19 protein-coding genes are annotated in these 18,857 nt (G+C 32.4%); 5 read left to right on the forward strand and 14 right to left on the reverse strand.

The window, feature by feature from the left end; genetic code table 11:
* Positions 1 to 4 precede the first annotated feature (4 nt).
* From ACWNT5_RS02495 to ACWNT5_RS02520, 6 genes are all read right to left on the reverse strand, one after another.
* Positions 5 to 760, reverse strand: a complete 756-nt coding sequence (locus ACWNT5_RS02495) for a CPBP family glutamic-type intramembrane protease (RefSeq protein WP_456516494.1) — start codon at positions 758 to 760, stop codon at positions 5 to 7.
* A gap of 1 nt (position 761) precedes the next feature.
* On the reverse strand, positions 762 to 1,262 hold the full coding sequence (locus ACWNT5_RS02500; RefSeq protein ID WP_456516495.1) for a zinc-ribbon domain-containing protein: 501 nt from the start codon (positions 1,260 to 1,262) through the stop codon (positions 762 to 764).
* 208 nt (positions 1,263 to 1,470) lie between these two features.
* Complete coding sequence (locus ACWNT5_RS02505) at positions 1,471 to 3,942, reverse strand: ribonucleoside-diphosphate reductase subunit alpha (protein ID WP_456516496.1); 2,472 nt, start codon at positions 3,940 to 3,942, stop codon at positions 1,471 to 1,473.
* Positions 3,943 to 4,255: 313 nt separating this feature from the next.
* A complete protein-coding gene (locus tag ACWNT5_RS02510) occupies positions 4,256 to 5,233 on the reverse strand; it encodes a ribonucleotide-diphosphate reductase subunit beta (protein ID WP_299603887.1) in 978 nt (325 codons plus the stop codon).
* Between the two features lie 432 nt (positions 5,234 to 5,665).
* On the reverse strand, positions 5,666 to 6,400 hold the full coding sequence (locus ACWNT5_RS02515) for a hypothetical protein (RefSeq protein WP_299603890.1): 735 nt from the start codon (positions 6,398 to 6,400) through the stop codon (positions 5,666 to 5,668).
* A gap of 71 nt (positions 6,401 to 6,471) precedes the next feature.
* The gene (locus tag ACWNT5_RS02520; RefSeq protein WP_456516497.1) at positions 6,472 to 7,824 is read right to left on the reverse strand and encodes an OmpA family protein; all 1,353 of its coding nucleotides are present in this window, start codon (positions 7,822 to 7,824) and stop codon (positions 6,472 to 6,474) included.
* A gap of 106 nt (positions 7,825 to 7,930) precedes the next feature.
* Between ACWNT5_RS02520 and ACWNT5_RS02525 the strand changes: the two genes are divergently transcribed.
* Entirely contained in the window at positions 7,931 to 8,473 is a 543-nt protein-coding gene (locus ACWNT5_RS02525; protein WP_299894675.1) for an RNA polymerase sigma factor, read from the forward strand.
* Positions 8,474 to 9,208, forward strand: a complete 735-nt coding sequence (locus ACWNT5_RS02530; protein ID WP_456516498.1) for a hypothetical protein — start codon at positions 8,474 to 8,476, stop codon at positions 9,206 to 9,208.
* Between the two features lie 2 nt (positions 9,209 to 9,210).
* Here ACWNT5_RS02530 and ACWNT5_RS02535 read toward each other — a convergent pair whose 3' ends face one another.
* The 4 genes from ACWNT5_RS02535 to ACWNT5_RS02550 all read right to left on the reverse strand — a co-directional run bounded on the left by ACWNT5_RS02535 (position 9,211) and on the right by ACWNT5_RS02550 (position 13,747).
* Positions 9,211 to 12,012, reverse strand: a complete 2,802-nt coding sequence (locus ACWNT5_RS02535; RefSeq protein WP_456516499.1) for a CHAT domain-containing protein — start codon at positions 12,010 to 12,012, stop codon at positions 9,211 to 9,213.
* Positions 12,013 to 12,112: 100 nt separating this feature from the next.
* A complete protein-coding gene (locus ACWNT5_RS02540) occupies positions 12,113 to 12,766 on the reverse strand; it encodes a hypothetical protein (RefSeq protein WP_299603901.1) in 654 nt (217 codons plus the stop codon).
* Positions 12,767 to 12,912: 146 nt separating this feature from the next.
* Entirely contained in the window at positions 12,913 to 13,104 is a 192-nt protein-coding gene (locus ACWNT5_RS02545) for a hypothetical protein (RefSeq protein WP_299603904.1), read from the reverse strand.
* A 73-nt stretch (positions 13,105 to 13,177) separates the two neighbouring features.
* Positions 13,178 to 13,747 (reverse strand): DUF3109 family protein, encoded by a 570-nt coding sequence (locus ACWNT5_RS02550; protein WP_456516500.1) that lies wholly within the window; start codon positions 13,745 to 13,747, stop codon positions 13,178 to 13,180.
* A 112-nt stretch (positions 13,748 to 13,859) separates the two neighbouring features.
* Between ACWNT5_RS02550 and ACWNT5_RS02555 the strand changes: the two genes are divergently transcribed.
* Together ACWNT5_RS02555 and ACWNT5_RS02560 are read left to right on the forward strand one after the other, a co-directional pair.
* Entirely contained in the window at positions 13,860 to 14,432 is a 573-nt protein-coding gene (locus ACWNT5_RS02555) for a MarC family protein (RefSeq protein ID WP_299603910.1), read from the forward strand.
* Complete coding sequence (locus tag ACWNT5_RS02560) at positions 14,432 to 14,632, forward strand: hypothetical protein (RefSeq protein WP_456516501.1); 201 nt, start codon at positions 14,432 to 14,434, stop codon at positions 14,630 to 14,632. The genes ACWNT5_RS02555 and ACWNT5_RS02560 overlap by 1 nt, the downstream gene beginning before the upstream one ends.
* Positions 14,633 to 14,639: 7 nt before the next feature.
* Here ACWNT5_RS02560 and ACWNT5_RS02565 read toward each other — a convergent pair whose 3' ends face one another.
* The 4 genes from ACWNT5_RS02565 to ACWNT5_RS02580 all read right to left on the reverse strand — a co-directional run bounded on the left by ACWNT5_RS02565 (position 14,640) and on the right by ACWNT5_RS02580 (position 17,823).
* Complete coding sequence (locus ACWNT5_RS02565) at positions 14,640 to 14,954, reverse strand: hypothetical protein (protein WP_299603916.1); 315 nt, start codon at positions 14,952 to 14,954, stop codon at positions 14,640 to 14,642.
* A 187-nt stretch (positions 14,955 to 15,141) separates the two neighbouring features.
* The gene (locus ACWNT5_RS02570) at positions 15,142 to 16,722 is read right to left on the reverse strand and encodes a S41 family peptidase (RefSeq protein ID WP_456516502.1); all 1,581 of its coding nucleotides are present in this window, start codon (positions 16,720 to 16,722) and stop codon (positions 15,142 to 15,144) included.
* Positions 16,722 to 17,153, reverse strand: a complete 432-nt coding sequence (locus tag ACWNT5_RS02575; RefSeq protein WP_299603922.1) for a deoxycytidylate deaminase — start codon at positions 17,151 to 17,153, stop codon at positions 16,722 to 16,724. Before ACWNT5_RS02575 ends, ACWNT5_RS02570 begins: the two co-directional genes overlap by 1 nt.
* Positions 17,154 to 17,238: 85 nt before the next feature.
* A complete protein-coding gene (locus ACWNT5_RS02580; protein ID WP_456516503.1) occupies positions 17,239 to 17,823 on the reverse strand; it encodes a HupE/UreJ family protein in 585 nt (194 codons plus the stop codon).
* Between the two features lie 218 nt (positions 17,824 to 18,041).
* Between ACWNT5_RS02580 and ACWNT5_RS02585 the strand changes: the two genes are divergently transcribed.
* A complete protein-coding gene (locus tag ACWNT5_RS02585; RefSeq protein ID WP_299894656.1) occupies positions 18,042 to 18,857 on the forward strand; it encodes a mechanosensitive ion channel family protein in 816 nt (271 codons plus the stop codon).

Consider the following 18,857-nt stretch of genomic DNA (forward strand, 5'->3'; position numbering starts at 1 on the left):
ACTGTCAAAATTCTAGCAATGTGCTATCAAAATAATAATAGTCCAAATATAACACTATGAAGTTATGTATAAAATGAATTATCATTCCTATCCATAAAGTATTATATCTGTGTCGTAAATATCCAAGTAATAATCCGAATGGAAAGATCCATAACAATGAGATTACCGAAAAATGTACGATGGCAAAAATAAACGCTGTTAGAATAATAGTCACTCTTGTATTGGTGATTTTCTTCAATTGATTATATAAAAAACCTCTAAATCCAAGTTCTTCAAAAATTGGTGGAAAAACAGCCACAAAAAGAATAGCCCAAAACATCGGGTTTGGATAATTGATATACGTAAAATAGTAATTGTAATACTCTTCAAATACTTCTGTATTGATAAACTCTATTAAATAATACACTATGAATGCAGAGGCAAATGGTATTGCAAGATATCCCAAAAGATAGAGTGGTTTAATTTTAGGAAATCGATACAATTTCATGATATTCTTAAAATCAAAAAACGTAAAACCTATAATAATCAAAGCAAAAATGATTTCTGTAGCAATCTCTTGAAGTAATGAACCTTCTTCATTAAACAAAAAATAGTTCATCATCAAAAACACCAACATAGCAATGTAAAATGCAATGACAAGATTAAGATGTTCTCTTTTTATTTTCCCAGAAATTTTCTTCTTAATAGAAGTTCCACAGTTAGGACAAAAATTAACCGCGTTTTCTAAAGAAGCACCACAATTTCTACAAATCATATCCATATTATTGTTCTTTTATACTTTGTGATGCAGAATACATTCCTTTTATCAAAAAACTAAGAATAATGACCTTTAGAAGTATACCTTTAAACAAACTAGAAGGCTCTACAATTACGTTTGCCGCTATCACCATAAGATATAATAGTAAACCAGACAAGATTGCTGCAAACGGTTTTTTCTGAGACCAATATGCAAGGACCAAATAGATAATAGCAAGAATAGCACCAGCTATAAGAACGGCAATATCTCCCAGATTCATAAACAAAATCAATCCTGAAACAAAGAAGATGCCCGCCATCCAATACAATGTATTTCTTGCAGAACTAATTTTTTTACGATCTTCTCTGATTTGGCTTTTTTTAAGCACCTTTTGGGCGTGAAATTTTGCTTTTTCATTATCGTCTCCATTTTCGGGAAAACCGCAATACGTACAAAATTTGGCATTACTAAGCATTTCTTCATTACACTGAGAGCAGTGGGGTAGTTGGATCGTTATCTCTTCCATACTGTAGGTATTTTTAGATCAGGGGTTCTAAAGATAGTAAAAAAGCGCTTTCTTAAAATACAAGCAATTTTTTAAAACCCTTCATATGTCTAAGTATCGAAAACATCTTATTTGTTACCCTTTCCATTCCAATTTTTGTTGTTTTTGGGATAATAAAAAAGGGAAGCTTTCAAAACTTCCCTTTCTTGCCCTATATAAATGGTCTTAATTAAGACCCACACATTAAACAATCATCTCCTTCAGCTTCTTTAGATTGCGCTATTAACGCTCTCAATTCTTCGGGAGTTAACGAAGTTCCTTCTGCAGAAACTTGTACTTGTTCCGCTTGTGGTTCTGCTTTAGGAGTGGATTGCGCTTCCATAACCTGTGCAGCAGCCACTGCTACTTTTTCTGCTTGTGGCTGTTCTTTCTTTTCAGTTTTTAATGTAAACTTAATCGCATCTACAGCAGACTTCGTTCTTAAATAGTACATTCCCGTTTTTAATCCACTTTTCCAAGCGTAGAAATGCATAGACGTAAGCTTAGCCATTGTTGCACCTTCCATAAATAAGTTTAACGATTGAGATTGATCTATAAAGTATCCTCTGTGGCGAGACATATCGATAATATCCTTCATACTCAACTCCCAAACTGTTTTATATAACTCTTTAAGATCTTGAGGTATGATATCTATATTCTGAATAGATCCATTAGCCCTCATAATTGCATCCTTAAGATCATCACTCCATAAATTAAGTTTTACAAGATCTTCTAAAAGATGTTTATTTACAACGATAAACTCTCCAGACAATACACGTCTTGTATAAATGTTACTTGTATATGGCTCAAAAGCTTCATTATTTCCTAAAATCTGAGAAGTAGATGCTGTAGGCATTGGCGCCACTAATAACGAGTTACGAACTCCATGCTCTAATACTTCTTTACGAAGTGTAGCCCAGTCCCAACGACCACTTAATTCTTCATCTTTAATTCCCCATAAATTATGCTGGAATTCTCCTTTAGAGATCGGAGATCCTTCATATGTTTGATAAGGTCCATCTACAGTAGCTTCTTCCATAGAGGCAGTTACAGCTGCAAAATATAGCGTTTCAAAAATCTCCTGATTTAACTTTTTAGCCTCATCACTAGTAAACGGCATTCTTAACTGGATAAAAGTATCTGCTAATCCTTGCACTCCTAATCCAATCGGACGGTGACGCATATTAGAATTTTCAGCTTCCTTTACCGGATAGTAATTCCTGTCGATTACTTTATTTAAGTTTTTAGTAACACGTTTTGTGATTCTGAAAAGCTCTTCGTGATCAAACTCACCATTTTTCACAAACATTGGTAATGCTATAGAAGCTAGATTACATACCGCTACTTCATCTGGACTTGTATACTCTAAAATCTCTGTACATAAGTTGGACGAACGAATCGTACCAAGGTTCTGCTGATTTGATTTTCTATTTGCTGCATCTTTATACAACATATAAGGAGTACCAGTTTCAATCTGTGATTCTAGAATTTTCTCCCATAACTCACGTGCTTTAATAGTTCTACGCCCTTTTCCTTCTGCTTCATAACGCACATAGGTTTCTTCAAACTCTTCACTATGCATATCGAATAAACCAGGACATTCGTTAGGACACATTAATGTCCATTCTGCATCTTCCTGTACACGTTTCATAAATAAATCTGGAATCCACATTGCGTAGAACAAATCACGAGCACGCATTTCTTCTTTTCCATGATTCTTCTTCAGATCTAAAAAGTCAAAAATATCAGCATGCCAAGGCTCTACATAAATCGCAAAAGAACCTTTTCGTTTTCCTCCTCCTTGATCTACATAACGCGCTGTATCATTAAACACACGTAACATCGGCACAATACCATTAGACGTACCATTAGTACCTGCTATATAAGATCCTGTGGCTCTAACATTGTGTATAGACAATCCTATTCCTCCCGCAGATTGTGAAATCTTTGCTGTTTGTTTTAGCGTATCGTAAATACCATCAATACTATCTTCTTTGGTTGCTAATAAGAAACAAGAAGACATTTGAGGTTTTGGAGTACCAGAATTAAATAACGTAGGTGTCGCGTGTGTAAAATATTTTTTCGACATTAATTCATACGTTTCTATAGCTGCATCTAGGTCATTTAGATGAATTCCTATAGAAACTCTCATTAACATATGCTGTGGACGCTCTGCTATTTTACCATTTAACTTAAGTAAATATGAACGCTCTAATGTTTTAAAACCAAAATAATCGTATCCAAAATCTCTGTTGTAGATAATCGTAGAGTCTAACTTTTCTTTATTAGCCATGATTACCTCATACACCTCATCAGAGATCAATGGTGCTTTCTTCTCTGTTCTAGGATTTACATACTCATATAAATCCTTCACTACTTCAGAGAAGGTCTTTTTAGTGTTTTTATGTAAATTAGAGACTGATATCCTCGCTGCAAGTTTGGCATAATCAGGGTGTGCGATCGTCATAGTAGCTGCAATTTCTGCTGCAAGGTTATCCAGCTCGCTTGTAGTTACTCCATCGTATAATCCTTCAATAACCCTCATGGCAACTTTTACTGGATCAACTAGTGAATTTAACCCATAACACAGCTTTCTTACCCTTGCGGTAATTTTGTCGAACATAATTGGCTCCTTGTGACCGTCTCTTTTTACTACATACATACGTTTTTGGTTTTTATAAAATTCTTCTTTTGAAGAACTACGATATTAATTTGTGTTTATATTCCTCTTAATTACTGAAAGTCATAATTAATTGCGTGATCTCCCCCGAAATCAGATACTAAAAAGAAACCTCTGCATTATACAAATCAGAGAATTTATACAAGTAAAATACAATTATTGACTTTCGCCTTTTTTTGTTTTGGCAAGCTTTTAGAAAGCTTAATCAAACTGAGCTAATCGGTTACTTTTATAGATCTCCTATATGAATTAGCTCAGAATGAAAATATTATTATTCTGAAGTGACTTTTAGAGATTAAAAATCGGCATCAAAACTTATTTTATTATCCTCGGTATCTTTATTAAGAACTCCAGCTTTCTGATATTCCGATACTCTCTTTTCAAAGAAATTAGTTTTTCCTTGTAATGAGATCATATCCATAAAATCAAATGGATTTGCAGTTCCATATTCTTTTTCACAATTCAACTCTAACAACAATCTATCCGTAACAAACTCTAGATATTGTGTCATTAGATTTGCATTCATTCCTATTAAACTTACTGGAAGAGATTCTGTGATAAATTCTCTTTCAATATTAAGTGCATCAACAATTATTTCACGAATTCTTTCCTTTGGCACTTTATTAATCAGGTGATTGTTATGTAAGTGTACTGCAAAATCACAATGCACACCTTCATCTCTTGATATCAACTCGTTAGAAAATGTAAGACCTGGCATTAGACCACGTTTCTTTAACCAAAATATAGAGCAAAACGCTCCTGAGAAGAAAATCCCTTCTACTGCTGCAAATGCAATTAATCTTTCTGCAAAAGAATCAGATTCGATCCATTTTAATGCCCAATCCGCTTTTTTCTTAATCGCAGGAAAATTTTCAATTGCCTTAAATAAGATATCTTTTTCTTTTTCGTCTTTTACATAGGTGTCAATTAACAAAGAATAGGTCTCAGAGTGAATATTCTCCATCATAATTTGAAATCCATAAAAGAACTTTGCCTCACTATATTGAACTTCATTTACGAAATTTTCAGCTAAATTCTCATTAACAATTCCATCTGAAGCAGCAAAGAATGCTAATATATGTTTGATAAAATATCTTTCGTCATTTGTCAGCTTTGTACTCCAATCTGTAATATCCTGATGTAAGTCAATTTCTTCTGCCGTCCAGAAACTAGCTTCTGATTTTTTATACCAATCCCAAATGTCATGATGTTTGATAGGAAAAATAACAAATCTGTCTTTGTTTTCTTGTAAAATTGGCTCTACTGCATTCATCTTTTTTTCTTTAAGCTAGTTATCTATTTTTTTGTTTCCGCTACGGACTAACAAAGATCAAAAAATGCTCCAAATGTTTCACAAAAATTTGGCAAACGTTTTCAACAAAGTTTTCAACACGAAGGGAATTAAGCAATAAAAATCAAAATTTACCAAAAACCATATAAGCTACTGATTTACAAATAATTAAACTAACAAAAAAAGATATAAACAACACTGTTAGTAACCTCAAAAAACACTTATTTTTCAGTTGCTAACACAGTTTTTTGTCTTCAAAAACAAAACTAAAAAAAACCCCTATTTTACGGCAAAACCACACGTTAATAAGTGACAAGAAAAATTTTATTTTTAATAAAAAAATAGAATAAAAAGAAAAATCATACCTGAATTAACGAGTATGATTTTTCCAAAGGGTAATTTTATATTTACATCTTATGGCCAAGAGAATGTTTCTCCTGTAACATGATTCGTATACACTCCTGTTCCGTCACCTGACCAAACAAAACTTTCTGCCAATACTCCAGCTTCGAAAGCCTTAATTGATCCTGACCTATCCGTTTCATTATAAATCATTTCTATTTTATCATTATTATGATCTTCTATAGTGAAGGTAATCACACTACCCGTTTTTCTATATGTCATTAGAATAAAGCTTCCGTCTTCACCGTTGAATCTTACTTCATAGAAATTACCGTCTTTACTAATTCTACCTTCATAAAAAGTTCTTCGCACTCCTCCTTCTTCTATATCATATGTAAAATAATCAAAAGCAGCATCTGATGTTACTGTATAATAAAGCGTAACACCACCTGCACTCCAAACCCAAGTATCTGCCATGCTCCCGTTTTTACCAACAACACTTTGTTGCTCGGCATCAGTTGGAATGCTTAGAAAAATTGAAGAATATGTTAATGCTTGTACTTGTAGCGATGCGATGGTCCATACAGCGTTAGACGCATATACATTGTCTTGCGCATATCCTTCCATTGCTTCTGGAGCTTCTATATTACCAATAGATTCTTCATATTGCTCAAAACGTCCTTGAAGATTTTCAAGTTGATTTTCATTTTCAATTACTAAACCATCGTCATCATTACCACAAGATTGAAACACTAATGCTAGCGCTATCATAATCATTGTACCTATACTTTTAAATTTTGTGTTCATTGTTTTCATTTTTAATTATTATCAAGTTTTTTCATTAGTGTCGTTAAAGACAAAGAGGTAAACATTCTTTTTTACATTTTTTTAAATTCAACTCTTCTATTCTTTGCTTTTGCTTCTGGAGTATCACCATTATCAACTGGATCACTCTCCCCTTTTCCTTCAGTTTTTAGCCTAGAAGAGTCAATACCAAACTCACTTACTAAAGTCTTCTTAACTGAAACTGCTCTTTCTTCAGATAGTTTTTGATTAAAAGCATCATCACCGTCTTTATCCGTGTGGCCAGTAATTAACACATTAACCGATGGATTTTCAGTAAGCACACCTGCTATCTTTTTGATAGTACCGTAAGATTCGGATTTCAAACTAGCTTTTCCAGTGTCGAAAGTAATTCCATATGTCACCAGTTTCCCTTCGGTTATCAGTTTGTTTCGCATATCAGGTTTTCCAATCGCATATCTTATATTCCCTAAATAATAGAATGTATTTTCTTCTGATATTTCTGAGAAGAATTTTAGATTTTTTACAATAGTGTTTTTTTCAAAAGCTCTAGGTATGTCGAATACTTTTTGCTCATTAATATAAATACGCATTCTTTGTTTTTGTTTCCAGATAGATACGTGTATTTTTTCTCCTCTTCCTCTATTATCTTTATCAAGAAGCTCAATTCCTTTTTTAGAACGAAGATCTAGGTTTCTGTCTTTGTTATATTTATAGATATCAATTCCTCCACCACCGCTGATGCCACCTCGTATAGCAAATGAGAAACCGTTATCTCCAGGTGTTCCATCCTGCAAGCTATATCCGGGATTTTTTAAATCAGAAAAAACAACCATTAAATCTCTTTGATATGCGTATTGCGCCACATCAAAATCGAATACAACATCATATTCCAATGTAAAATTATCTGGAAACTCTTCGATAAATTCAGGAACATAAGACCCTTTTCCCGTTCCTATTTGAATGAATCTACCTTCGGTATTATTTAAAGTAACTACCTCTGCAGAGTTAGAAGAGTTCCACCTTGCTGGCAAATCTCCAATTTCATCCTGACTAAAATCTTCGTAAGCCAAAATATTCTCTCCAGCGACAAAGTCAAATTTGGAATACGCAGCAAAAGCAGGTTTTCCATTTTCCAATTCCTCCGTTTCATTTACTGTATCAGAAGAAATTACGGCGTCATTACTTTTTTTAGTTTTCTTACTTTTCTTCTTCTTTTTGCTTTTAGGTTTTCCGTCGACAGTATCATCAATTGTTTTACCAGTCTTTTTAGAAACTTTTTCCTCTGTCTTTTTTAATATGGTCTTTTCTGCAGCTTTTTCAGCAGTTTTTGCTACTTTCTTCCAAAACTGAGCTTCTACATGTTGCGGTGTTATCATTAAAATAAACAATACCGCTATTCCGATTATTTGCTTTGTAGTTTTCATAATTATATTGTTTGGTTTTATCTCTTTGTATCCTTTTTATAAAAAAGGTTAACTTTATCTTTGGAAAATAAGATGAACCTATTACCCTATAGTCAGGTGACCAAGTATGAAGGAAGAACTCTTAACGCTAAAAAAAGGGCGTAATCAAGCATTAGAAAAAATCTATAACGAGTATAGAAATGCTTTTTTGCAGTTTGCAAAAAAGTATGATCTGGATCACGATGTACTTATAGATATATATCAAGAAGCTTTTATTGCCTTACGAGAACATGCAATCAATGGGAAACTTGATGCTATTAAAAGCTCTATTAAGACTTATTTATTTAGTATCGGAAAGTATATGATCTACGATCAACTCAAGAAACAGAAAAAAACCATCTCCTATGAAAGTAGCGTGGAATTTAAAGAAACATCTGAAGATCAAGACTTTTTTGAGGAACCTGAATTGAGTCCAGAACAGCGATTATTACGACAACATTTTAAAAATTTAGGAAAACGTTGTCAAGAAATGTTAACCTTATTCTATTATCGGGGACTAACGATTGACGAGATTACTGAAAGCTTAGGCTACGAAAACAAAAATGTAGTAAAAAGCCAGAAATCCCGTTGTATAAAATCCCTTAAAGAATTAATTAAAACCCCCGCTTAAATGGAACGAGAAGAGTTAATAGACAAATTTCTACATTCAGAACTGACTCCCGCGGAAAAAGAGCAGTTCGATGATCTGCTTGCAAATGATATCTCATTTAAAGAGGATCTAGATCTACTATCAAATTTGAAAAATGTAGCTGGCGCAGAAGATAGAGATGATTTGAGAAAACAAATGGCTAATTTTGAAGCTAAAATTGCCGCTAACGAAACCAAGGTAGTACCACTATTTAATTACAAAAAACTATTAGTAGCTGCATCTATATTATTAATAATTTCTCTAGGAGTTATTTCATTATTAGATCCTTTTGGTGTTAGCACTAATGACCTATATGCTTCTAATTTTGAGCCTTACAAAAATGTAGTAACTCCTATTGTAAGAGGAACAGCAGATGACAATGAAGAAATTGCTGCTTTTTCTTCATACGAGAATAAAGAATACGCAGTATCGGCAGAACAATTTGGAAAGCTATATGAGATCACCCAAAAACCTTATTTCCTATTATATCAAGCAAATGCGTTATTAGCTATTGATCAAACTAAAGAGGCCATTCCTTTATTAGAACAACACATTGCTTTAAAAGATGAATTAATAGAAAGAGGTAAGTGGTATTTATCGCTGGCTTATCTGAAAGAAAATCAAAAAGAAAAAGCTATTCAATTATTAGAAGACTTATCTACCAATGGGACCTTCAAAAAAGGTGATGTGCAAAAGCTATTAAATCAAATGAAATAATCTTAGGTATTACTGCTTTTTACTTTCTTTATAATCACTATAATAACAGGAATAAAAAGCAGTAATAACCACCATAAAAAAGAACTACTACTTTCCAAAGGAGTGGTATCACCAGATATCATAAATCCTGACCAATAATACGGATGCATTAATAAATCATCCTCAGCATTTTTCAGATACGTTAGCTTTGCCTCTCTTAACGCTTGATCTTTTGGCAATGATTTATTAAGGTTTTTATAGAAATCATACATTAGATCTGCTGTAGTTTGATCATTAATTTTCCATAAAGTATTTACTAATGATTTAGCGCCAGCATAACTAAAACCTCTTGCTAAACTTAACATTCCTTCTCCTTTCTCCAATTTTCCTAATCCTGTTTGACAAGCACTTAGCGCTACTAAATCTGCATTGATATTATATCCGTACAAATCCTTCACATATAACAAACCATTTTCACCACTATCATCATTAGCAAATGCTAAATAGGAATAATCAGGATATTCATCATTAGTAGCTGCATGAGTGGCGAAATGAAGCATGCTATAAGTCTCAGAATTCTCTGAAAAAGAAGCCAGAGACGCTTCATTACCAATAATAGCTTTTCCATTAAAAAAACTAGTAATCTGTGTTACTTCGTCTGTATTATATAACAACGGTCCAAAATTAGGCCTATCTTGAGAAATATTATTACCAGCTTTTTCAAAACTAGGTGCATATGCTACTAAATTATTCCGCTCACTTTTTGATGTATTTTGTTGTTCTCTAAGTAAGGTGGCAGAATTTGTATATGAAATTTGATATTCCTTAATAAGATAATCCGCAGCATTATTCGAAGTCGTTAACGCTTCAAACGGAAGGTAGTTCAAAATATCGTCGGGGATAATCAATAATTCTTTTGATTCAATTTTTTCCAAAGGCTTCATTAAAATTCTTTTATACACCTCGTAGCCTTCGGCATAAATATCTGGTAGTTCTTTAACATTTAGATTAGATAACAAAGAATAAAAATTTGTTATCATATCTCGATCCTTCTTCTCTAAAGGCACCTTATAAAAGTATTTGCGTTGATCCTCTAAAGTGATCACATACAAGTCTGTACTCGTCGCAACATAACTGATCAATGCTTTATTTTGGAGCAGACCCATGGATATATCTTCTAAACTTACTACATCAGCATTATATTTTAAATCATAGTATTTTGGATACTTTTGCTCCATATCTGAGATAAAATTATAATACCTGTTTTTTAGTTGAAATAAGGAATCGAAAACAGCAATATCCGATCTTTGATTAAAGAATTTCTTTTCTAAATGAATAATATTTGCTCTGAATTGTTGCTCCTTATCAATGATTTCTTCAGGTACTCCTCCAAAAGAGCTTGCTTGAGTACTTCTAGTTGCTTCTAACAGAATAACACTTTTACTTTTTTCGGAAAAATAAAATGCTGCATCTATATATCTCGATTCATTTGTAGCAGTATACAAATCAAAGGCGATCTCTACCATACTATGAAAAGCAGGATACATTTCTGTAATTAGGAATTGTTTATCGATTTTGCTTTCGAATTCTGGTTTTAACAGATCTAACGTTTTGATAATATCATTAGATGTGGTAAAAGCTATTTCAAGGTCTTTAGTATTATTACTTTTTTTGAATAGTAATTGAAGCGCTTTTAACTTTTCTTTTAGCACTTTAACCAACGCTAATTTGGATAGTACTTTTTTTGGATCTGGATTAACTTTAATATCTTTATTTGTAAAATCAGGAGCTAATTGCATCAAAGATTCTTGATAATATTCCAAAGCTTTAGAAGGATCTTCTTTTAACATATACAAACTACCTAAACCGGTATAAGCTTCTGCTACATCCTGATGCTTCCGATTTTGCCTGTAAGTAAGAGTCTTATCTAAATAAGATTTGTAAAAAGTTTCTGCCTTCTCATACTGTTTATCTGAACTATAAATTTCTGCATACAATTTCTCAGCAGATCTTTGAAAAGCATCATTTTCCACATAATACGATTCACTTTCCTTTAGCATAATAATTGCCTTAGCAATGCTATCTTGGAATAAGTAATTATTTGATAAACGTTGATAAGTGGATAATAAGCTATTTTTAGATCTTGGGTTATCCTTATCTAAAAGATAAAGTGCTAGAGATTCTTTTAACAAATCATTCCCTTTTTTAAAATTTCCTTGTTTCTCATAAACCCTTGCTAATCGAGTATTTGTATTTAGTTTCTGTCTGTTCCAATCAACATCTGAGTACTTTTCTATAATAGACAATGTCTTATTATGATATTTCATAGATAGATCTAATCTATCTAAATCTTCGTATATAGAAGCCAAGAAAGAATATGCTGAGTTTAACTCATATAAATCATCTGGGGTTACTTCATTATCACCTAAGTCACTTTCTATATCATTTATAATCGCTTTTATGTTTTTTTCTGATTCTGGATAATTCTTAATATCATAGAAATAGTTACCCTTTTCCAACAATAATCTTCTTTTAAAAAATGTTGAATAATAAAGCGTATCAGTCCTTTTATCTTCTGTTAGAATATTTTCAAATACATCTATGTTTTCTTTCAAAGAGGTTAAATCATAATGATATGTATTACACCTAATTAGAAATAGCAATATGGTAAGTTTATCATTTAAAAAATCTTCTTTTTCAGCTAAATCAAAACTCTTTGACAAAAAATAATCGGCACTATCTCTTTGCGTATACAAAAAGCTTTGCCCTTTAACTAACAACGACTGCACTTTATCGAATTGTTCTTCTGGAGATTGAGAATACACTGAAAAACAAAAAAATAAAGACAAAAAAGAAACAAAAAATCTCATAAAAAAAGCTCCCAAAATGATTGAGAGCTAAGTTACTTATTATTTATGAAGGTTACTAAAGGTTAATATTCCCTGTTATCGAATATGTTGTAATATCCTGAATTGGAGGGAAAAACTTCGAAATCTGAACAGTTACCACTCCTTGAAAGTCGATATTCTCACCTATAGAAGTTTCTATAAAACTAGTATCTTCAAAATTTTGAATATTACCAAATTCTGCTAAAACTTCCTGATTTTCTGAAAAGACTACTACCGATAGACCTTCAGGATTTCCTTCTAACAATACTTTCATTAATGCTGTAAAGTTTAAAGGGTCTTGACAATCACATGGAAGTGGTGGTGGTGGAAAAGGCCCTAATCTCGGAACTCTTGGTCTCAAAGAAACATCACTAAGAGCTTCTTCAATCTGAGAGTTCAGGAAATCAATTTGTTCTGTATTAACCTCTCGTTGATTTTCTAACTCTTCTAATTGAGCCTGCAGATCCTCATTATTTGGATCATTTTCTAGATCAGTCATCACGGATATGATCTGTTCCTCAATTAGATCATCTTGTCTCAAAAGATATAAAACATGAAGATCCTGTTCTAAAAATATTCCTGTTTCTTCAGCATCAGGAATCTTAATATCGTCTATAGCATCATCATCACTACAGCCAAACGGAACTGCAGCAAGCATAAACATAGCGATACATACTTGAATTGTTTTCATAAAATTATTGTTTTGGTTTTAATGTTAGTATTCCTTTTCCCTTTTAGGTAAACATTAACAACCCTAAAAATAAAGAAAAGTTTTCCATATCAAACAAAAAATCCTTAAGATGAAGCTCTTAAGGAATGAAAATATTAATCTTTTATTTATTTTGGTGGACAATTAAAAGCTAAACCACAAGGCCCAGGCAATGGAGGTCTTGGTGGTATTTTTATACTTTTCTCAGATTTCAATTCAACATCATCTTCCAGGCCAATTTCTTCCTCAACATCTGATGTCGAACAGGAAACGAATAAACCAATACCAAAGATTATGGCTAATACATTCAATTTTTTCATAATACTAAAATTTAACGTTATGTAATTAAGTGTCTTTAGTATTACAATTGTTACCAGAAAATTATCGAAATTTCTATTTTTTTAGCCCTTCGGCTACTTTTTCCAACTCCATATACCAATCCTCTCCAAACTTGCGTATCAACGCCTGTTTTACAAATTTATAGATAGGAACTTGTAGTTCTTTCCCTAAGGAACAGGCATCATCACATATATCCCACTTATGGTAATTCACTGCTGAAAACTCTGTGTAATCTTGTACTCGAATTGGATATAAATGACAAGAAATTGGTTTTTTCCAATCTATTTCTCCTTGATTATAAGCTTCTTCAATAGCACATAGAGCAGTACCTTTTTTATCAAAAATTACATAGGCACAATCAGCACCATCTATTAATGGTGTTTCTAATTCTCCATTTTCTGTTTTGATAAAAGTACCTTGTTTTTCAATTGCTTCAACTCCTTCTTGCCTTAAATATGGCTTTACTACAGGATATATTTCTTTAAGCTTCTGTGTTTCTACCTCATCTAGTGGTGCTCCCGCTTCTCCATCGATACAACAGGCTCCTTTACAGGCAGAAAGATTACACACAAAATCTTTTTCTATAATGTCTTCTGAAACTATGGTTTTTCCTAACTGAAACATATTGCGAAGATAGTTTTTATGAAATATAAAATTTACCGATTATTAATCTTTTTATGCTACTTTTATAAAACGGAGTATATATAACTTTGCATCAACCAAAAAACTAATTAAAATGAACTTTGACCCAAAAGAAATACTTACAGCAAGCATGATATTATTTGCGGTAATCGATATCATTGGCAGCATCCCTATTATTATAGATTTACGAAAGAAAGTTGGTCACATCCAAAGTGAAAAAGCCTCTATAGTCGCCGCTATTTTAATGATCTTGTTTCTTTTTGTAGGAAAAGAAATCCTGAATCTTATTGGTATCGATGTAAATTCGTTTGCAGTTGCTGGTGCTTTTATTATTTTCTTTCTTGCCTTAGAAATGATACTTGGTATTCAACTATATAAAGATGATGAACCCGAAACTGCTGCAGTGGTTCCTCTTGCGTTTCCATTGATTGCAGGTGCAGGAACTATGACATCAATACTATCACTTAGAGCAGTATATCAACCCGTTAATATTGTGATTGCAATAGTGATTAATATTATTTTTGTATACCTAGTGTTAAAGTCTTCTGGAAAAATTGAAAAAGTATTAGGAAAGCAAGGAATTAATGTGATTCGAAAGATATTTGGCGTAATTTTGCTAGCTATAGCAGTAAAACTATTTGCTACTAATATAAAAGGTTTATTCTGATGAAATATTTTATTTATACGTTAATTCTTATTGGTGTTTCCTTGATTATCTACAATGCTACTGTTTTAGATTTCAGCAACCTGTTACTAGGAGATAGCAAAACAGCTTTAATAAGTATTATTGCTTCTGCATGTGTCATTGTTCTATTACTTATATTATTAGTTTCTAGAACTATTCAGCAGAAATATGGAAAAAGATAAATAAGGGTTACGCAATAAAGGTAATTAGAAAACAGGCAATAATTACTGGTGGTACCGAAACCACAGCAAGAATCATAAAGAAATTATGTAATTTTCTAAAAATCAAAGAGGTTTTTAATGCCTTTTTTAGTTTCGTATCTTCTGTACTTTCTATGTGTTCCCTAATTAAATCTCCTGAAACATAAGAGGAATCAACTAAAATCTCATTATCAAGAAATAAAGACGCACTATTATCTAGCAATCTAAATCCTACCGCAATAATAAAAAAGAAAACGGGAGAACAGAGCGCAATAGCAAGAAGGTATTCTGATAATTCTGACATATTTTGGGGGTCGCTTTTTGTATTAAAAATACTACTAAAATGTTAATATAACCAAAGTTATAGCGCTTATTAACAAAAACATTAAGAAAAGAACAAGTATAACCTTTTGAAACATCAATTTTCTTAACTACTTAGTAATTTTTAGGGGGGACATAAGATTTATCCCAATACGAGAACAACTAAATAATTACTCCGGTGAGAGGGATAAAACCTTTTGAATCATTTTATCATCCTGGTTAATAATTTTTTCGAACTCATTCGTACCAAATAACTGTTGTGCCATAATTGCCTTTAGATACTTTTTTAATTGTTCTCTATAATTATCAAGTTTTAAATCAACCCCATTTCTTCTTGTGTAGGCCAAAAATCCTTCGGCAAACTCATCGTCTATTTGGATTTCTTCTTTGAACTGGTCTTTTGTTAATTGGTTATAGTATTCTCTTTTCTTATCTAATTCTTCAAATATATATCCTCCCATTCTACCAGAGCGCAGCATGTAATCTAATGTTTCACCAACTCTGGTTGTGTCCTTACTCACAAATATATCTGGTATTATTCCACCACCTCCATAAACCGTTTTCCCTCCAGGAGTTTTAAATTTTAAGGAATCTGCCACCTGAATGCTATCTGCATTTTGTAATTCTCCATTTTTATACCTTTCTAAATATTCATTAAAATACTCTTTATTCCCATTACTATAAGGCTTCTGAATGGATCTTCCTGTAGGCGTGTAATATCTTGAAATAGTTAATCTAATAGCACTACCATCGCCCAATGCCATTTCTCTTTGCACAAGCCCTTTTCCATAAGATCTTCTTCCTACGATCGTACCTCTATCATTATCTTGTATAGCTCCAGCAAAAATTTCGCTGGCAGAAGCAGAGTTCTCATTTATCAGAACATAGATATCTCCTTTTTCGAAACTTCCGTTCTTAGTTGCATAATTATTTTCGATGGCTCCTTTTTTATTTTTAGTAAACATAATAAGCTCATCATCTTTTAAGAACTCATCTGCCATTTTTAGTGCTGGCGCAATAAATCCACCACCATTATCTCTAAGATCAACTACCAAAGTCTCTGCTCCCATATTCTGTAAAGAATCTAATGCTCTTTTAAACTCAGTATAGGTCGTTTCTGCAAATCGGTTCACTTTGATATACCCCATCTTTTCTTGAAGCATATAACTAGCATCAACACTTTGCAAGGGAACTCTTCCTCTCTTTACCACAACATCAAAAACACCTTTTCCTCTTCGATATACTTTTAGTTGTACCTGACTATTTAATTCTCCTTTAAGTTTATCTGCTAATCGATCTCTTCTTAATCGTTCACCATACAAAGTATCTTGATCCGCCATAAGAATGCGATCACCAGCTAGAATTCCAGATTTTTCGCTAGGCCCACCTTTAATAGTATTAATAACTGAAATAGTATCTCTATACGGATAATAACTTACACCTATTCCGATAAAATCTCCCTGCATACTCTCTGTAATACCTTCAAGCTCTTCTGGTGGGATGTATACAGAATGTGGATCAAGATTTTCCAAAATTCGATTAACAGTAACGTCTACAATGCTATCTGTATTAATTTCATCCACATACTCATAGTCGATATAATCTATAAGCCTATTTAATTTTTCCTTCTTGGCATTGTAAGAAAACAGCTTAGCAGATGGATTACTAAAGTTGAGTTTACTACCTAAAAAAACTCCAACTCCCATTGCTAAACCAATAAATAATGGCAAATATTTTTTTGAATAACCCATTAATCTTCCAAGTCAGTTATCTGTTCTATTTCCACACCAGCTTTCTCTAAAAACAAAAGCCCTGAATTATCTTTATATCCATTCTGATAAACAATTCTTTTAATTCCTGCCTGATGAATTAACTTACTACACTCTTTACAAGGAGATAAAGTAATATATAAAGTTGCTCCTTTACAAGATTGTGTTGACGACGCAACTTTTAAAATAGCATTCGCCTCTGCATGAAGCACATACCACTTAGTATATCCTTCTTCATCTTCGCACGGATTCTCAAAACCTGTGGGTGTTCCGTTGAACCCATCAGAAATGATCATTCTATCTTTTACAATAACCGCACCAACTTTTTTTCTTTCACAATGTGACAGTTTACCCCATTCTCTGGCAATTCTTAGGTAAGCTTTATCATACTTTAATTGTTTCGATTTGGGCATATAGAAAAATTGGATTGTATTACTATCTAATAAACTACGAATATATTATGACTATGTGTCAAATACAACCCTAATTAATAAATAATTACCATATTCTATTGGATATAATCATGGGAATTACCATTCCGATTACTATGGATGAAATCACTAAGATCCAATCTCTTTTAGAAAATCTAAAAACAGTTTGAACAACAAAACCAAGTACTAAAACAATTAGCACAACTATTATTTGTGATATTTCTATACCCAGCGCAAATTCTAATATAGAAAGTACTTTATATTCTCCCATGGTACTGATTAAATCAAAATACCTCGAAAAACCTAAACCATGTATTAATCCTAAAAAGACTGTAACTGCATAAAGAACACCTATTCTATCTTGCTTAGTCGAATTTTTCGCAGTAATTACATTAAATAATGCTGTAATTAAAATGGTAATTGGTATTAGAAACTCTACTAGTTTTGAGTTTACCGAAACTATATCATAGGCGGCTAAAAATAATGAGGCGGTATGACCAAGAGTAAACAAGGTAACCAGCGTGAATACTCGTTTCCAATCATTGAAATTATATGCTACTATAAGTACTATAAAAAATAGAATATGATCATAAGCTTCCCAATCCAATACATGGAAAAAACCAGCTTTAAAAAAATACATAAACTCAGACATAAATTTCGCTTTTTTTTGAGGTTGCGTAATGTACGATTAAAAAGAATAATCTAGAAGTATTGTAGGAACTCTTATAAAAAAATTAGGATTATTTACCTTTTAAAGCAGCGATTTGTTCTTTATCGAATATTTAGGATTCTTAGAAAAAAATAAACCCAACAAAAACTTTAAATCCTTAATTTTAATACATAACAGATAATTAATTTAAAAATTGGCTCATGGATATTCAAGAATGGATAGATAAAGGATTAGATTTTATTGTAGATTTTGGACCAAAAGTTGTTGGTGCAATTCTTATTTGGATCATTGGTTCCTGGATTATTAAAAAATTAATAAAGGGAATTACTAAACTAATGTCCGTCCGCAATTATGACGAAAGTTTGCAAAAATTCCTTGCCAATCTACTTGGTTGGATATTAAAAATTGTATTAATCCTTGCTGTTCTTGGAACAGTTGGTGTAGAAACTACCTCTTTTGCTGCTATTATTGCTGCTGCAGGTTTAGCAGTTGGATTAGCTTTGCAAGGTTCTTTAGCAAATTTTGCAGGCGGTGTACTTATTATGATTTTCAAACCTTTTAAGATTGGGGATTTAATTGAGGCACAAGGAGTATTAGGTGTAGTTAAGGAAATAGAAATTTTCACTACAAAATTATCCACCCCAGAAAATAAAGAAGCTATTGTTCCAAATGGAACTTTATCTAATGGAAATATCATCAATTACACCTCTCAAGGTAAATTAAGAGTTGATCTGAATATTGGAATCGGATACGGAGATGATATGAAAAAAGCGAAAGATGTAGTAATGAAAGTGCTAACTGATAATCCTAAAGTATTAAAAGATCCTGCACCAACAGTAGCGGTAAGCGAGTTAGGAGACAATGCAGTTAATTTAGTTGTGAGACCTTTTGCAAATGTTGATGATTATTGGGATGTATATTTTAGCGCTCTAGAAGATTCTAAAAATGCATTAGATGCTGCTGGTATCTCTATACCTTATCCACAGCGAGACGTTCATATCCATAACGTAAACTAA

It is taken from the genome of Aquimarina sp. 433 (assembly GCF_054054605.1).

What these genes read in the sequence shown, in the direction of transcription:
- ACWNT5_RS02580 (WP_456516503.1), bottom strand. Translation starts at nt 17,823, where the DNA reads ATGTCTGAGTTTATGTATTTTTTTAAAGCTGGTTTTTTCCATGTATTG.
- ACWNT5_RS02585 (WP_299894656.1), top strand. Translation starts at nt 18,042, where the DNA reads ATGGATATTCAAGAATGGATAGATAAAGGATTAGATTTTATTGTAGAT.
- ACWNT5_RS02515 (WP_299603890.1), bottom strand. Translation starts at nt 6,400, where the DNA reads ATGAACACAAAATTTAAAAGTATAGGTACAATGATTATGATAGCGCTA.
- ACWNT5_RS02520 (WP_456516497.1), bottom strand. Translation starts at nt 7,824, where the DNA reads ATGAAAACTACAAAGCAAATAATCGGAATAGCGGTATTGTTTATTTTA.
- ACWNT5_RS02510 (WP_299603887.1), bottom strand. Translation starts at nt 5,233, where the DNA reads ATGAATGCAGTAGAGCCAATTTTACAAGAAAACAAAGACAGATTTGTT.
- ACWNT5_RS02505 (WP_456516496.1), bottom strand. Translation starts at nt 3,942, where the DNA reads ATGTATGTAGTAAAAAGAGACGGTCACAAGGAGCCAATTATGTTCGAC.
- ACWNT5_RS02575 (WP_299603922.1), bottom strand. Translation starts at nt 17,153, where the DNA reads ATGCCCAAATCGAAACAATTAAAGTATGATAAAGCTTACCTAAGAATT.
- ACWNT5_RS02555 (WP_299603910.1), top strand. Translation starts at nt 13,860, where the DNA reads ATGAACTTTGACCCAAAAGAAATACTTACAGCAAGCATGATATTATTT.
- ACWNT5_RS02540 (WP_299603901.1), bottom strand. Translation starts at nt 12,766, where the DNA reads ATGAAAACAATTCAAGTATGTATCGCTATGTTTATGCTTGCTGCAGTT.
- ACWNT5_RS02530 (WP_456516498.1), top strand. Translation starts at nt 8,474, where the DNA reads ATGGAACGAGAAGAGTTAATAGACAAATTTCTACATTCAGAACTGACT.
- ACWNT5_RS02525 (WP_299894675.1), top strand. Translation starts at nt 7,931, where the DNA reads ATGAAGGAAGAACTCTTAACGCTAAAAAAAGGGCGTAATCAAGCATTA.
- ACWNT5_RS02560 (WP_456516501.1), top strand. Translation starts at nt 14,432, where the DNA reads ATGAAATATTTTATTTATACGTTAATTCTTATTGGTGTTTCCTTGATT.
- ACWNT5_RS02500 (WP_456516495.1), bottom strand. Translation starts at nt 1,262, where the DNA reads ATGGAAGAGATAACGATCCAACTACCCCACTGCTCTCAGTGTAATGAA.
- ACWNT5_RS02570 (WP_456516502.1), bottom strand. Translation starts at nt 16,722, where the DNA reads ATGGGTTATTCAAAAAAATATTTGCCATTATTTATTGGTTTAGCAATG.
- ACWNT5_RS02550 (WP_456516500.1), bottom strand. Translation starts at nt 13,747, where the DNA reads ATGTTTCAGTTAGGAAAAACCATAGTTTCAGAAGACATTATAGAAAAA.
- ACWNT5_RS02565 (WP_299603916.1), bottom strand. Translation starts at nt 14,954, where the DNA reads ATGTCAGAATTATCAGAATACCTTCTTGCTATTGCGCTCTGTTCTCCC.
- ACWNT5_RS02495 (WP_456516494.1), bottom strand. Translation starts at nt 760, where the DNA reads ATGGATATGATTTGTAGAAATTGTGGTGCTTCTTTAGAAAACGCGGTT.
- ACWNT5_RS02545 (WP_299603904.1), bottom strand. Translation starts at nt 13,104, where the DNA reads ATGAAAAAATTGAATGTATTAGCCATAATCTTTGGTATTGGTTTATTC.